The sequence below is a fragment of the Pyxidicoccus xibeiensis genome (assembly GCF_024198175.1).
Taxonomy (GTDB): Bacteria; Myxococcota; Myxococcia; order Myxococcales; family Myxococcaceae; genus Myxococcus; species Myxococcus xibeiensis.
The window spans coordinates 1-14,195 of sequence record NZ_JAJVKV010000007.1; the positions used below are offsets into that span (position 1 = coordinate 1).

Sequence of the window (14,195 nt, forward strand, 5' to 3'; positions counted from 1 at the left end):
GCCCCCATCGTGCGTCGTCCGCCTCCACCGCCACCGACCTTGCCCCCAACCCCCGCGCCCGTCGTCTGGGAGGACTTGCCTGCGACGGCGCTACGCCGGTCGGTGTACGAGCCGCTCCGGCGCCAATGCGTGGAACTCCAAGCGCCGGTCGTCTTGTCGCGCCCGATAGCCAATGCCCCTTCGCTGGACACGCGCGCCCGGCGTGCGCATCGCCGCTGCACGTGGAATGAGCGCCTCGCACGCAATGCACGTCCGCCTGCGTGGCCTCCCTGGCGCATCCGCGTGTTCGGTGTCCCTGTGGGCATGTCCGACTACTTCGCGAATTTTCAGGGACGGGCGGCGGCGTGAAGCTCGTTGCGCATCTCGTGGGGCCCGATCACCCCATCATTTCCCACCCAGCTCTCCCTGGAAGAGCGTCCAGGTCGCGTTCGCAGTGGGCCCGCACCGGCAGCCGCCGCCCAGTTGGATCTCCAGCACCTGCAGCCCCAGCACCGCCGACTCGTAGAAGCTCGCGACCTACTCCTGGGAAATCGGCCCCGCCACCATGCAGCGCCTCCTGAAGTGGCCGCCGCTCGATGCCGCCACAAGCCCCTGGGGAGGGACGCGCAGGCGCGTGTCCCATGTCCCTTTTTCACCTTCAGTAGTGATTGCCGGGGTGCCTTGCACCCAGGTGCGCATTCCCGACGAGGTTGGTAGGAGGACTGGCTCTTGCTGTTCCCGGAAATGAGGACTCCTTGAGCAAGGATGGCACCAGTTCCGCCCCGCAGGAGGGGTTCGAACTGCTCGACAAGACGCAGACCGTGAGCCGGCTGTACCAATTGCTGGACGAGGCCCAGAAGTTCGTCTTCCTGGTTACGCCCTACTTGAGCATCGAGAAACTGCGCGACGTCGAGCGCAAGCTTCGGTCGGCCCTGAACCGCAAGGTGAGCGTGGTGCTGATCATCCGAGCGGAAGACGCCTCGACCCGGAGGCCGTCTGAAGCCGGCGTGGAGATGCTCCGCAACCTCGTCCAGGCCGGGCTCGCGCTGGGGACCGTTCCCGACCTCCATGCCAAAATCTACATGTCGGAACGCCGCGCGATCATCACTTCGCTGAACTTGCTCGACTCGTCCTTCAACAACAGCATCGAAGTGGGCATGGGGATGACGGACAGCCGGCCGGAATTCAAGCAGCTCTTCAGCCTGATCCAGAAGGACATCCTTCCGAATTGTCAGAAGAGCGTCCCCTTCCTGGCTGACCTCGACGACGAAGACATTCCGTTCGGGGACGACGACGAGGGCGACAACCTGTCCGATGATGACGCGAAAGGGCACTGCATCCGGTGCGGCACCGAGCTGGAGCTGGATACCGACAGGCCCTATTGCGAGCCGCACTACGCCGTGTGGGCCCGCTTCAGCAATCCCGACTACACGGACCGCTTCTGCCACGGCTGCGGTGACGAACACCCCGCGACGAAGAACAAACCCTTCTGCCGTGGCTGCTACCGCGAGCATCGAGACCGCTTCGGCCTGTGAGCCTGGGGCCACACGCCCATAAGCGAACGGGCAGGCACCTGCCGAAGCGGTGGCGACGCCGTCGCCCCACGCGATAAGGTGCCGGGTTCCGCGCCATGAAGCTCTACGCCATCAGTGATTTGCACCTGCGCCACGCCGACAACCGCCAAGCGCTCCAGGCCCTCCCCGCCCATCCGGATGACTGGCTCATCGTCGCGGGCGACGTGGGCGAGACGCTGGCGGAGATGGAGCTGATGCTGCGCACCTTTACCGAGCGCTTCCGCCAGGTGCTCTGGGTGCCGGGCAACCACGAGCTGTGGACGATGCCGTCGGAGCAGCCGCAGCTGCGCGGTGAGGCGCGCTACCAGCGGCTGGTGTCGCTGTGCCGCAGCTATGGCGTGCTGACGCCCGAGGACCCGTATCCGCGCTGGCCCGGCGAGGGCCCGCCCCGCGTGCTCGTGCCCATGTTCCTGGGCTACGACTACTCGTTCCGGCCGGACCACGTGCCCGCGGACAAGGCGCTGGAGTGGGCGTGGGAGGAGGATCTGCTGTGCACGGACGAGGTGCTGCTGCACCCTGAGCCGTACCTCAACCGCGCCGCCTGGTGCGACGCGCGCGTGGAGTCCACGCTGGCGCGGCTGCAAGCCCTGCCTGCGGACTGCACCACGGTGCTCATCAACCACTACCCGCTGCGCTACGAGCACGTGCGGCTGCCGCGCATCCCTCGCTTCTCCATCTGGTGCGGAACGAAGCGCACCGAGGACTGGCACACCCGCTTCCGCGCGGAGGTCGTCGTCTCCGGCCACCTCCACATGCCCGCCACGCTCTGGCGCGACGGCGTGCGGTTCGAGGAGGTGTCGCTGGGCTACCCCATGCAGTGGAAGCACCGGGGCGGCGGCAGCCTGGAGCGGTACCTGCGGGAAATCCTCCCCGGCCCGGCGGTTCGCCCGCTCTGAGCTTCACCTCGCGCCGTGGCGCACGTGCAGCACCACGCGTGATGTCCTGACGCACCTCTGCCCCGCAAGCACGAAGCCCCGGGCACCGCGTGAGCGGGCTGCCCGGGGCCTCATCGGCGCGGCTCAGGGCCGCGCCGTCACTTCAGGGGACTACAGGTACGAGGCGATGAGCGCGATGCCGTCGTAGCCGCCCTTCGCGCCGAAGACCTCGATGTAGTACTTGCCAGCCGGGACGTTCAGCAGGTTGCAGACTTCCGACTGGTGCTCCTTCACGCTGCGGCAGTCGTAGTCGAACTTGCTCGGCGCGCCAGCGCGCTTCACGTACAGGTCGGGGTTGCCCTCGCCCTGGCCCGTCTGGATGTACAGGCTGTTCTTGCCGCTGCCCGGACGACGCTCCGGAACCTCGATGGTGAACACCTGCGAGGAGCCCGCCACGCCCGACAGGGGCTTGATGGGCACGCCGCTCACCATGGGCACGTAGCCGCCCTTCCAGGTCACCGTCAGCGTCGCGCCGGAGTAGGCGCTGAAGCCGTTCAGCATCGCGTACCAGGTGCCGTGCACCGGAGCCGCGAACGTGCAGACCTCGTTGTTGCCCGCGCGGTACGGACGGCAGTCATACTGGCTGGTCGTCGGCGCGTTGGTGGCGCGCACGTACAGGTCCGCGTCACCCGTGCCACCGGACAGCGTGAAGGTCAGGTCGTACGCACCCTCGGGGACCGTCACGGCGAAGTACTGCCGCGCACCACGGGCGCCCGACAGGTTCGTCGCCGGCACGTCCTTCTCGATCGGGGTCGTGGGCGGAGGAGGAACCGGCACGCCGACGCCGACGGCCGTCCACGCGGCGGTCACCGACGCCTTGGTGGCCGCATCGTAGCCCAGCTGGTCAGAGGCCAGCTCGGTGGCCGCCTTGGCCGCCTCGAAGTTGGAGGAGGGCAGCAGGAGGTCCGCGTTCGCCTTGTAGAAGATGCGCGCGGCCTTCTCGATGCCGATGCCCGTCACCACGACGGTGCTCCGACCGCGCGGGTGCGTGCCACCCTGCGACAGCAGCTGGAACGCCAGGTTGGAGATACCCGAGCTGTAGTGCACGTCCGTGCCGGACGTGTAGCTGTGGTAGTGGTCCAGCGAGACGCCGTCCGCCACCGGGTCCGCCATGTAGCGGAGCGCGTCGTTCGGGATGTTCGGCGTCCACACGTCGTCGCCGATGAGCCAGTGACGCGCCGTCACGTCGCCCGCGCCATCGCCGTACCACTCGCACACCGCGCCGAAGATGTCGGACATCGACTCGTTCAGGCCGCCGGACTCACCCGAGTAGATGAGGTCCGACTCGTTGTCCGTCACCGCGTGCGTCAGCTCGTGCGCCGTCACGTCCAGCGAGTTGGCCAGGTTGGTGGCCGTCACGCCGTCGCCATCGCCGTACACCATCTGGGTACCGTCCCAGAAGGCGTTCACGTAGTTGACGCGGTGGTGCACCGTGCTGATGAGCAGCGCGCCCGCGTTGTTGATGGAGTCGCGGTTGAACAGCGTGCTGTAGCAGTTGTAGACGGTGCCCAGGTGGTCGTAGTTCGTGTTGACCACCGGGTCCGCGTGCTCCGGCTGCCCCTCGGTGCGCACCACCGCGCCCGGCAGGGTGCTGGTGTTGTTGCCGTTGTGCATCCGGCGGTTGAGCGCCTCGTGGATCTGCGGGTAGCGCGCGACCACGTCGGAGGACTTCGCGTCCACCAGCACCAGGTCGTGGATGGGCGTGCCGTCCGCCTTCTCGCCACGCTGGGAGACCACGTACACCAGCTTCAGCTCGTCGCCGTCGCGGATGTAGAACAGCTCCGGGTTCGCCTCGCTCGTGGAGCCGCGGACGGTCTCCTTGTCCGAGTCGGCCGCGGCCACGGCCACGTCACCGGCGATGGCGGCCTTGGGCTCCGCCTTCAGGTCGCTGCGAACGTTGGTGTTCGCCGCGATGATCTGCCCGTCACGCACGTGCAGACGGAACTGGCCGCCCAGCACGGGGATGCCGTTGTGGCTCACCGCGAAGCGGTAGTGGTTGTCACCCTGGAGGGTGTCCTTGTAGGACCTGATGAGGGTGAGGTTGTCCGCGGCCAGGTGGAACGTGGGGGCCAGGGACGCGAGCACGGGGGCCAGGGCCGCCTGCTCCAGGGCCGCCGCGTCACCCGCGGGGATTTCGGGAAGCTGGCCGAGGTTGCCCGTGATGAGCGTGGGCTTGCCTGCCTCGTCCCGCGTTACGACCGTGTTGCCATTCTCCAGCGCCGCATTCTGCGCGGCCTCCGCGGGCTTGTTGGCCTCGGGAGCGGGGGTGGACTCGTTGCAACCGACAAACGCCGACAGCGCCGCAATGCCGAGTGCTCCACGCACCCGATTGTTCTTCGCCATGTAATCCTCCTAAGCGGAAAGATTAGGAAGCATGGTGCCACGACGGTGCCGGGGATTTCAAGGTTGCGAGATTATTTCACTTAGTCACCGATTCTCACATTCTGAGTGGTGGAGTGGATGCCCAGATATTCCGTGGGCTTACAGAGACGCATCCGGGTATCTCCGGACCGTTACCTGACGTAGTGGGTCACATGAGATACCCCACGTTCCCAGGGAGTTTTGTGTGGCCGGATGAATAGTCGGTGGGTCCGCGCGCGCCCCCGCGCCGGGCCACCCCGCCGACGCGCCACGTGGCCAGGAACGGATGGAAATGTGGCGTCCGAGTGGAGAAGCCGCGGGTTTCAAGGCTCGCGCTCTACCAACTGAGCTATCCCCCGGCATGAGTCGGGAGAGCCGGATTCGAACCGGCGACCTCGGGCTCCCAGTGCGTGTGGGGCCTCTCCGGCCGGACGCCGAAGCGTGACGAGAATGATTGAAGCGCCCGAGGGGGGAAGCCATCGGGTATCGCTCGAGTCAAATCGAGTGCCTGTACCATTCGGCGATTCGGCCACGGGGGCCGAAGTTGGATTCGAACCAACAAGATGGGCGTGTAGGGCCTCACCAGCCAGGCGCTTCAAAAGGGTGGCTCGGTCTCGGGCGGTGCCGCCGTCGTCCTTGCCTGCGAGGAGAGGGACTCGCGGGCGCAGCCAGACCTGACAGGACGCTTTTCCCACGGATTATCCCGCGCCTTGCACCCGCGCGGGCCGCTACGCTGGCCCTTCCTGGGAGGTAGACAGACATGCGCGCACTGCAGCTGCAGCGGCTGGACGGGCCGGACGGGCTCCAACTGGTGGACTTGCCGGAGCCCGAGGCTGGTGACGGAGTGCTCATCGACGTGGTGGCCGCGGGAGCGAGCTTCCCGGACCTGCTCCTCACCCGCGGGCAGTACCAGCTCAAGCCCGCGCTGCCCTTCGTGCCGGGCGTGGAGGTGGCGGGCGTGGTGCGGCACGCGCCGGCCGGAGCCTCCGTGAAGCCGGGGGAGCGGGTGATGGCGTTCAGCTTCGGGCTGGGCGGCTTCGCCGAGGTGGTGTCGATTCAGCCGGAGATGGTGTTCCGCATCCCCGAGCGGTGGAGCTTCGAGGCGGCGGCGGGCGTGGTGATGAACTACCACACGGCACACTTCGCGCTGCACCGGCGCGGGCGCGTGAAGGCGGGAGAGACAGTCGTCATCCACGGCGCGGCGGGTGGCGTGGGCACCGCGGCCGTGCAGGTGGCGCGCGGCGCGCAGGCGCGGGTCATCGCGGTGGTGAGCGACGAGCGCAAGGCCGAGGTCGCGAAGAAGGCCGGCGCGCACGAGGTGGTGCTGTCCAGCGGAGACTGGCTGGCCCAGCTGCGCGAGAAGACGGGCGGCCAGGGTGCCAACATCATCCTGGACCCGGTGGGCGGCGACATCTTCGACAAGAGCCTCAAGGCCCTGGCGCCGGAAGGCCGGCTGCTGGTGGTGGGCTTCGCGGGAGGCCGCATCCCCGAGGTGCAGGTGAACCGGCTGCTCCTGCGCAACATCGACGTGGTGGGCGTGGCCTGGGGCGGCTTCCTCCTGCACGAGCCGTCGCTGACGCCCACCATCGCCAAGGACCTGGAGGCGATGGCGGACTCGGGTGTGCTGGACCCGGTGGTGGGCAGCGTCTTCCCGCTGGAGCAGGGCGCGCAGGCCCTGCGCGAGCTGGAGGCCCGCCGCGCCACGGGCAAGGTCGTCCTGCGCATGCGGGCCGGCTGAGGGCCGGACGGCGCCCTCTCCGCGTCAGAGGGACTCCATGGAGAGGGCCCGGACGACCAGGGCCTTCTACCGGAAGCGGCGCTCCAACTGCTCCCGGCAGGCCTTCCACCAGGCGCGGTCCAGCGTGTCCGCCCGGGGGAGGGACTGCTCCGCGTCGTCCCGCAGCGGCAGGGGGAACTGGATGAGGACATGCATCCACGTCAGGCACCGGGAGCGGGGCCTCGAGGACGCTCCGGGTGGGCCTGGAGGCGCGGGCCCCGCCCGTCCGCCGGGCATGCGGCCAGCCGGCGAGCGCCCGCTCCCCCGCTGCCGTCCTCCAACCCGGGCCGCACCTTGGGGCAGGAGGTGACGGCACATGGCGGACAATCCCGTCGAGAGACAGCACCAGCGCGAGCGTGAGCAGGAGCGGGAACGGCTGCGCGAGCAGGAGCAGAAGGACCTGGAGGTGGAGTCCCGCCGCGGCCCCCGGCCGCTGGAGGGCTACGCGGGTGGGCACACCACGTGGACGGGCTCGCAGGACGACGAGGCCGCGGCCCGCGTGCATGCCGGTGACGCCGAGGCGTCCTGGGAGGCCAGTGAGCGGCAGGCCCGGCTGGAGCCGGAGCCGGAGTCCCGCTCCCCCGACGAGGACGAGGAAGCCCGCCGGCGGGGCGAGGAGCCCGTGTCGCAGCGCGAGTAGCGTGGATGTGCGGAGGCGCGTGGACGCGGGGCTGTTAACCTGCGCCCCGTGCCTCCGTCTCCTCTTCCTCCCGCCGCGACGCTGCCTCCGGACGAAGCACGCCGCTACCTCGTGGGCCAGCTCGGCCTGGCCCGGCCGGCCTTTCCGCCAGGCGCGCGGGGCGTGCGCGCGCTGCTCAAGGCGCTGCGGTGCATCCAGCTGGACCCGCTGGACGTCATCGGGACCAACGCGGACCTCGTGGCCATGGCGCGCGTGGAGGGCCTCGTCCGCGGCGACGTGTACCGCCACCTGATGCCGGGTCACGCCTTCGAGCACTTCGCCAAGGAGCGCTGCCTGCTGCCCGCCAGCGCCTTCCCCTACTACCGGGAGCGCGCGGCCCAGGCCCCGTGGTGGCGGCTGGAGGAGCGGCTCAAGCGCGTGCCGGCGGCCGTGCTGGACGCCGTGCATCAAGAGTTGGAGGAGCTGGGCCCCGCCTCCTCGAAGACGCTGACCGACCACGGCGCCGTGATGCCCATCGACTGGAGCGGCTGGAAGGGCACCGCGCGCGCCACCGCCATGGCGCTGGAGGTGCTGTGGACGCGCTGCCAGGTGGTGGTGTGCGGCCGGGCTCCGGGCGGCAAGGTGTACGACGTGCCCCGCCGCGCCCTGCCCCGCCACGCGGAGGCCTCGGTGGACATGCCCTTCGAGCGCTGGTCCCTGCTGGAGCGCGTGGAGGCCGCGGGCCTGCTCAGCCGCGCCAGCGGGCCGCACTGGTCCATCCTGTCCGACGTGCGCACCTCGGGCCTGCCGGACACGCTCGTGAAGGAGGGCCTCCTGGAGGAGGTGAGCGTCCCGGGCTCGCCCCGGCGCTACCTGGCGCCCGTGGGCTTCCGGCGGCGCACCTTCCCGGAGCCGGATGACCGGATGCGCATCCTGGGGCCGCTGGACCCGGTGCTGTGGGACCGCGGCCTGGTGCGGGTGGCGTTCGGCTTCGACTACGTGTGGGAGGTGTACAAGCCCGCCGCGCAGCGGCAGTGGGGCTGGTACGTGTGCCCGCTGCTGCACCGGGGTGCGCTGGTGGGCCGGCTGGAGGCGCGCGTGCGCGAGGACACGCTGCACGTGGACAATGTGTGGCGGGAGAAGGGCGTGAAGCTGGACGACGCGGCGCTCGACGCGGCGCTCGCGCGGCATGCGACGGCGTGTGGCGTGGACCGCGTGCGCCGTCCCCGGGCCCGCGTCACCTCCTGAGGCTTCCGTCGTACGGGGTCAGCGCGAGGGCGGCAAGGCGGGCAGCTCGCGCTCCAGCGCCTCCGCCGCGCGCGCATCCCGGGGCACGCCGAAGCGCTGGCGTGAGAACGCCAGCAGCTGGCCGGCGTAGACGGTGTCCTCCAGCGCGGCCTGGAAGTCGCCTTGCGCCTCGAGGCTGCGCGCCCGCTCATCCACCAGGCGGGCGAGGATGCGCGCCTGCTCCGCATGCGCGAACAGCCGGACGACGGAGCGCGCGTCGAAGCACACCAGCGTGTCGAACTCCATGCCGAGCGACAGCACGCAGGCCTCGCGAATGCCCTGGAGGCACTCGTCCAGCGAAGCCGCCGCGCGCGCACGGGCAAGGTCCGGCGCCAGGCGGGCGAGCTCGCGCACTGCATTGAGCGTGAAGACATAGCGCAAGACAGGCATGCGGAACGGAACTACACCCCAGGCAGGCCAATTCATCCAAGCACCCATCTTGGAATCTTGCTGGCTCACTTCAGGGCGACGCAGAAGCCGCGGCCCCCGTGGACCGGGCTCGTCCGGACACACGACAGACTTCGTCGCATGAACCACTCACGGGTCGTGCTGTTCGTCCTGCTCCAGTCGCTTGCCGCCCAGGCCGCCGAGTACCGCGTGGGGCCCGGCCAGCGGCGCCTCCACCTACGCGGCCAATGCCGCCGCCATCTTCATCGAGAAGACGGACCCGGGCTTCTGAAGCACACCGCCAGCGAGCGTCGTGCGCAGGTCAGCCCGGCGCACCTCGGTGCGTATGGAGACGTTGCGCGGGCGGTCGCGGCGGACGCGGCGGCGAAGCCCGAGGCGCCACTGGCCCCCGGAGAAGAGAATGACCACGGCGGCCGCGGCGCGGCGGGTGGAGGATTGGCTGGTCCGCTCGCGCTCCTGTTGGTGGGGGCACTGAGCGCGCGGCGGAAGCGGACACGCGCGCGGGAGTGAGGCAGGCTCCCTTCCTCGGACACACTGCCCGAGTGGGCCACGCAGCGGAGGAGGTTCGCCATGTCGCAATCCGGGAGGCCCGGCTCCGGTACCCACCAGTGGAACTCACGCTTCTCCGTGCCGGACTACGTCTACGGGACGAAGCCCAATGACTTCCTCGTGGCGTCCGCGCCCGCACTGCCTCCCGCGCCCGCGCGCGTGGTGAGCCTCGGCGAGGGCGAGGGGCGCAATGCCGTCTACCTCGCCTCGCTCGGCTACCAGGTGACGGCGGTGGACGCGTCGGACGTGGGGCTTCGCAAGGCCCAGCAGCTCGCGGCGGAGCGCGGCGTTCCCCTGGAGACGGTGGTGAGCGACCTGGCGGACTTCCCGCTCACGCCGGAGACGTGGGACGCCGTGGTCTGCATCTTCTGCCACCTGCCCATGCCCCTGCGCCGGCAGGTCCACCGCGCGGCCGTCGCGAGCCTGCGGCCCGGTGGCGTGGTGGTGCTCGAGGCGTACACGCCGGCCCAGCTCTCGATGCGCACGGGAGGGCCGCCCCTGCGCGAGCTGCTCTACACCGCCGACGAGCTGCGCGAGGACTTCGAGGGGCTGGAGCTGTCCGTCCTCCTCGAGCGCGAGCGGGAGGTGGTGGAGGGGAAGCTCCACACCGGCCGGGCCGCGGTGGTTCAGCTGGTGGGACGCAAGCCGGTTCGTTGAAGAAGCACCACGGAGCAGGACGCCGGCACGCGCACTACGCACTCCTCCACACCAACGCCCAGCTCGCACTTGACGAAGGCGGGCAGGCGTAGCCTGCTCCCAGGCGTGACTGGAGCGACTCGATGAGACCCCGAGGCGACGAGCCATGAAGGACCTGGACGCCATCCTCCGTGCCCGGCAGCGCGCTCGGGGCCCCCTGGTGCTGGCCACCGTCGTCGCCGTGTCCGGCTCGTCTTACCGCAAGCCCGGGGCGCGCATGCTGATGAGCGAGGACGGGTGGCTCGCCGGTGGCGTGAGCGGCGGATGCCTGGAAGCCGACATCGTCCGCAAGGCCTTCTTCTGGACCAGCACCGGTCCCCGCCTGCTCCGCTACGACTCCACCGGCGACAACGCCGAGGACGAGGGCGGCCTGTCCTTCGCGCTCGGCTGCAATGGCGTGGTGGATGTGCTGCTGGAGCGGTGCGAAGGCGGCCCGATGGACGCACTCTCGTTCGCCTCCGAGGAGCGGAACGCGGGACGGCGCGCGGTGGTGGCCACGGTGTACCGGGGCCCCGCTCACGCCGTGGGCTCGCGGCTGCGGGTGCGCGAGGACGGCACCGAGGAGGGAGACCTCTCCGGCGCCCTGCGCGACGCCGTGCGCGAGGCCGCCCGTGAGGCGCTGGAGGCCGGACGGACGTGGAGCGGCCCCTGCGGCGGCGCCGACGTCCTCGTGGAGGTGGTGGAGCCTCCCCACCCGCTCGTCGTCTTCGGCAGCGGCTTCGACGTGGCCCCTGTCGTCGCCCAGGCCGCGAGCCTGGGCTGGCACGTCACCGTGGTGGCGGACCGTCCCTCGGAGACGCTGCGCCGGAGATTTCCCCAGGCCCACGCCGTGGTGTCCGCGAAGGCCCGCGATGCCGTCAGCGCGGTGCCGCTGTCGCCGCGCACCCTGGCCGTGCTGATGACGCACAGCCTGCCCCAGGACCGCGAGCTGCTGCCAGCGCTGCTCCCGAAGACGCTGCGCTATGTGGGCGTGCTGGGCCCCCGCTCGCGTACGGAGCGGCTGCTCGCGGGCATGGCTCCCGCGCCCACTCCCGCGCAGTTGGAGAAGCTGCACGCCCCCGTGGGGCTGGACCTGGGCGCGGAGGGCGCCGAGGAGATTGCCCTGTCCATCATCGCGGAGCTGCAGGCCGTGGTGATGAATCGCGAGGGCGGCAAGCTGCGCGAGCGGGATGCTCCCATCCATTCCGAGGCGACTCCCGCGGCCCGGAAGCTCGCATGACGGTGGGCGTGGTGTTGCTGGCCGCGGGAGGCTCCTCGCGCCTGGGGCGCCCCAAGCAGCTCGTCGTCCACCAGGGCCAGACGCTGGTGCGGCGCGCCGCCGAGGCCGCGCTGTCCGTCGACGGTGGCCCCGTGGTCGTCGTGCTGGGCGCCCAACACGAGGCCGTGGGCGCGGAGCTGGCCGGGCTGGCCGTGCGGACGGTGGTGCATGCGGACTGGGCGGCGGGCCCCGGCGGCTCGCTCCGCGCGGGCCTGCGCGCCCTGACCTCCGATGAGACTGGCGACGTGGAGGCCGTGGTCGTCCTGCTGTGCGACCAGCTCCGCGTGGACGCCGCGCACCTGCGGGCGCTCGTGGCCACGTGGCGTCACACGGGCTGCGCCGTGGTGGCCTCCGCGTACGACGGGGCCCGGGGCGTGCCCGCGCTCTTCTCGCGCACCGTGTTCGCGGAGCTGGAGGCGCTCCAGCCCGAGCAGGGCGCTCGCGGCGTGATTGCCCGAGACGCCTCACGCGTGGCGGAGGTGCCGCTGCCCGGCGGCGACGAGGACGTGGATACCGCCGCGGACCTCGCCCGGCTCACCTGAGCCGCCGCACGCCTGTCCGGTGAATCCAGGGTGCAACTCTCCATCGACCGTCCCGTGCACGTGGCGGTCGCGCGTTTATTCGCCGGACTCCAAGGGCTCGCGCGCCAGCGGGTGGCCAGCGAGCGGCCTGCCGACGCGTGCGAGGCCCCCCCGTTGCCGTTCTGAAGTGACGTCCCAGCCTTCCCGTGGACCCGCGAGCCTCCATCCACCGCGGGCCGAACGTGACACCGGAAAGACACCCAACACGCGAGTCACCGTCACGTGACACCCACCCACCTCACTGAAGGAGACAGACGCCATGGCGAACAGGGACTACGACACCCGCCGCTACTCGGGAGACGACCGGGACCGCTGGAACGGCCGCGAGCGGGACTTCGACGAAGGCTACCGGGGCGGTGAGCTGGGTCCACGGCAGGAGCGCGGTCCGTGGCAGGGCGGCCAGGGATACGCGGCCACCGGCTCCAACCGCGGCTTCGAGGATTACGGCCGCGGCCTCCGCGAGGACACCTCCCGCTACGGCAGGGACTCCGAGCGCGACCCCAACTACAACCGCGATTACAACTACAACCGGGATTACAATATGGGCGGCCCCGGCCACGGCTCCCAGTACCCGGGCAATCCCGGCATGGTGCGCCCGCTGGGGCCCACCAGTGACGACTGGCGCTTCCGCAACACCGGCTACCCGGGCGGCTACACGCCCACCGGCAACCCGGGGCCCTACAACCTCGGGTCCTACAACGACCGGGAGCCCGGCTACGAGCACGGCTACGGAACCTACGTGGCGCGCGACAGGACCGAGGGCCTCTACGGCCGCGACACCCACGAGCGCGGCCCCTTCGAGCGGCTCGGAGACAAGCTCCGGGACGGCGTGCGCAGGCTGGGCAAGGCGCCCAAGGCGTACACCCGCTCGGATGACCGCGTCCGCGAGGACATCTACGACCGGCTCATGCACGGCTGGGTGAACGCCGAGCACGTGGAGGTGCTGGTGAAGGCCGGCGAGGTCACCCTGACCGGCACCGTCGAAGACCGCCGCGACAAGCGCGCCATCGAGGACATCGTCGAGGACGTCCTCGGCGTGAAGGACGTGCACAACCAGCTCAAGGTCGTCCGTCCCGAGCAGCTCACCGCCACCAGCGGGACTCCGGGCACTACGCCCACCAAGGTGTCTCGCGCCTAGCGCGAGCCCGTAGACGTGCCAGCTCCCCGCTCCACCGGGCGGGGAGCCTCCGTGCAGGCGCTACTTCTTCACCGGGAAGTAGCCCACCTGCGTGACGACCGCCTGGCCCTCGGGGGAGAGCGCGAAGTCCATGAACGCCTTCGCGGTGCCCGAGGGCTCGCCGCGCGTGTAGAAGAAGAGGTCGCGGCTGAGCGGATACTTCCCGCTCTGGATGTTCTCCTGGCTGGGCGCCACGTCCTCGTTGTTGGCCCTCACCGGCAGCTCCCGGATGCCCTTGCCATAGGCCGCGCCGCCGTAGCCGATGCCGTGCGTCTCCTTCGCCACCGCGTTGACCACTGCGGCGGTGCCCGGCAGCGTCAGCGCCTCCGCCGCGAAGTCCTCGCCTCCGAGCACGATTTCCTTCACGAAGACATACGTGCCCGAGGAGTTCTCTCGCGAGTAGACGGCGATGGGCGCGTCCGGCCCGCCCACCTCCTTCCAGTTCTTCGTGTCGCCCAGGTAGATGGACCGCAGCTGCTCCATCGTCAGCGACTTCACCGGGTTGGCTTCATTCACGTAGAAGGTGACGCCGTCTCGAGCCACCGCCGTCTCCTTCGCCTGGGCCTTGTGGCGCGTCTGCACCTGCTGGGCCTCGGCCGGCTTGATGGCCCGGCTGGACATCGCAATCTCGGTGGTGCCGTTGAGCAGCGCCGCGATGCCCGTGCCCGAGCCGCCGCCCGTCACCTGGACCCGCATGTCCGGGTGCTGCTTCATGAAGGCCTCGGCCCAGCGCTGGCCGAGGATGACCATGGTATCGCTGCCCTTGATGGTCAGCGTGCCGCCAGCCGCCGGCTTCGCGCTCGCGGACGGCTGGCCGCCAGCGCTGCCGCCAGCCTTGTCCTCGCCCTTGCAGGCGGTGACGAAGGAGAGGAGCGCGAGGGTGGCCAGGGAGAAGAGGACGTTCTTCATGGGGCTCCAGGAAGGAGTGGAGGTTCGTGCGGCTCGCACCCTGGCCCACGACTCGGCTTCCGGTCCACTTCCTCGCGCGCCTCCT

At 70.4% G+C, this 14,195-nt stretch carries 13 protein-coding genes; 9 read left to right on the top strand and 4 right to left on the bottom strand.

Going from position 1 to position 14,195, the window contains the following annotated elements:
• Nucleotides 1-734: 734 nt before the first annotated feature.
• Together LXT23_RS29315 and LXT23_RS29320 are read left to right on the top strand one after the other, a co-directional pair.
• Complete coding sequence (locus LXT23_RS29315) at nt 735-1,514, top strand: phospholipase D-like domain-containing protein (protein WP_253983647.1); 780 nt, start codon at nt 735-737, stop codon at nt 1,512-1,514.
• Nucleotides 1,515-1,609: 95 nt separating this feature from the next.
• The gene (locus tag LXT23_RS29320; protein WP_253983648.1) at nt 1,610-2,449 is read left to right on the top strand and encodes a metallophosphoesterase family protein; all 840 of its coding nucleotides are present in this window, start codon (nt 1,610-1,612) and stop codon (nt 2,447-2,449) included.
• Between the two features lie 150 nt (nt 2,450-2,599).
• Here LXT23_RS29320 and LXT23_RS29325 read toward each other — a convergent pair whose 3' ends face one another.
• Nucleotides 2,600-4,831, bottom strand: coding sequence for a M4 family metallopeptidase (locus LXT23_RS29325; protein WP_253983649.1), 2,232 nt, complete (start codon nt 4,829-4,831; stop codon nt 2,600-2,602).
• 778 nt (nt 4,832-5,609) lie between these two features.
• On the opposite strand from LXT23_RS29325, the gene LXT23_RS29330 reads away from it, so the two are divergent.
• Nucleotides 5,610-6,587: an NADPH:quinone oxidoreductase family protein gene (locus LXT23_RS29330; RefSeq protein ID WP_253983650.1), complete on the top strand. Its 978-nt coding sequence runs from the start codon at nt 5,610-5,612 to the stop codon at nt 6,585-6,587.
• A 66-nt stretch (nt 6,588-6,653) separates the two neighbouring features.
• Here the strand turns inward: LXT23_RS29330 and LXT23_RS49775 are convergent, their stop codons facing one another.
• A complete protein-coding gene (locus LXT23_RS49775; protein WP_256561319.1) occupies nt 6,654-6,782 on the bottom strand; it encodes a hypothetical protein in 129 nt (42 codons plus the stop codon).
• 160 nt (nt 6,783-6,942) lie between these two features.
• On the opposite strand from LXT23_RS49775, the gene LXT23_RS29335 reads away from it, so the two are divergent.
• Nucleotides 6,943-7,266, top strand: a complete 324-nt coding sequence (locus tag LXT23_RS29335; protein WP_253983651.1) for a hypothetical protein — start codon at nt 6,943-6,945, stop codon at nt 7,264-7,266.
• 48 nt (nt 7,267-7,314) lie between these two features.
• Nucleotides 7,315-8,493 carry a DNA glycosylase AlkZ-like family protein gene (locus tag LXT23_RS29340; protein ID WP_253983652.1) on the top strand — a complete coding sequence of 393 codons (1,179 nt, stop codon included), beginning with the start codon at nt 7,315-7,317 and terminating at the stop codon, nt 8,491-8,493.
• Between the two features lie 18 nt (nt 8,494-8,511).
• Here the strand turns inward: LXT23_RS29340 and LXT23_RS29345 are convergent, their stop codons facing one another.
• On the bottom strand, nt 8,512-8,922 hold the full coding sequence (locus LXT23_RS29345) for a hypothetical protein (protein ID WP_253983653.1): 411 nt from the start codon (nt 8,920-8,922) through the stop codon (nt 8,512-8,514).
• Nucleotides 8,923-9,510: 588 nt separating this feature from the next.
• Here LXT23_RS29345 and LXT23_RS29350 point away from each other — a divergent pair.
• The 4 genes from LXT23_RS29350 to LXT23_RS29365 all read left to right on the top strand — a co-directional run bounded on the left by LXT23_RS29350 (nt 9,511) and on the right by LXT23_RS29365 (nt 13,162).
• A complete protein-coding gene (locus tag LXT23_RS29350) occupies nt 9,511-10,146 on the top strand; it encodes a class I SAM-dependent methyltransferase (protein ID WP_253983654.1) in 636 nt (211 codons plus the stop codon).
• Nucleotides 10,147-10,291: 145 nt separating this feature from the next.
• A complete protein-coding gene (locus LXT23_RS29355; protein ID WP_253983655.1) occupies nt 10,292-11,404 on the top strand; it encodes an XdhC family protein in 1,113 nt (370 codons plus the stop codon).
• Complete coding sequence (locus LXT23_RS29360; protein WP_253983656.1) at nt 11,401-11,985, top strand: nucleotidyltransferase family protein; 585 nt, start codon at nt 11,401-11,403, stop codon at nt 11,983-11,985. Before LXT23_RS29355 ends, LXT23_RS29360 begins: the two co-directional genes overlap by 4 nt.
• A gap of 298 nt (nt 11,986-12,283) precedes the next feature.
• Nucleotides 12,284-13,162, top strand: a complete 879-nt coding sequence (locus tag LXT23_RS29365) for a BON domain-containing protein (RefSeq protein ID WP_253983657.1) — start codon at nt 12,284-12,286, stop codon at nt 13,160-13,162.
• 60 nt (nt 13,163-13,222) lie between these two features.
• Here LXT23_RS29365 and LXT23_RS29370 read toward each other — a convergent pair whose 3' ends face one another.
• Nucleotides 13,223-14,110 carry a phosphate ABC transporter substrate-binding protein gene (locus LXT23_RS29370; protein ID WP_253983658.1) on the bottom strand — a complete coding sequence of 296 codons (888 nt, stop codon included), beginning with the start codon at nt 14,108-14,110 and terminating at the stop codon, nt 13,223-13,225.
• Nucleotides 14,111-14,195: the final 85 nt, after the last annotated feature.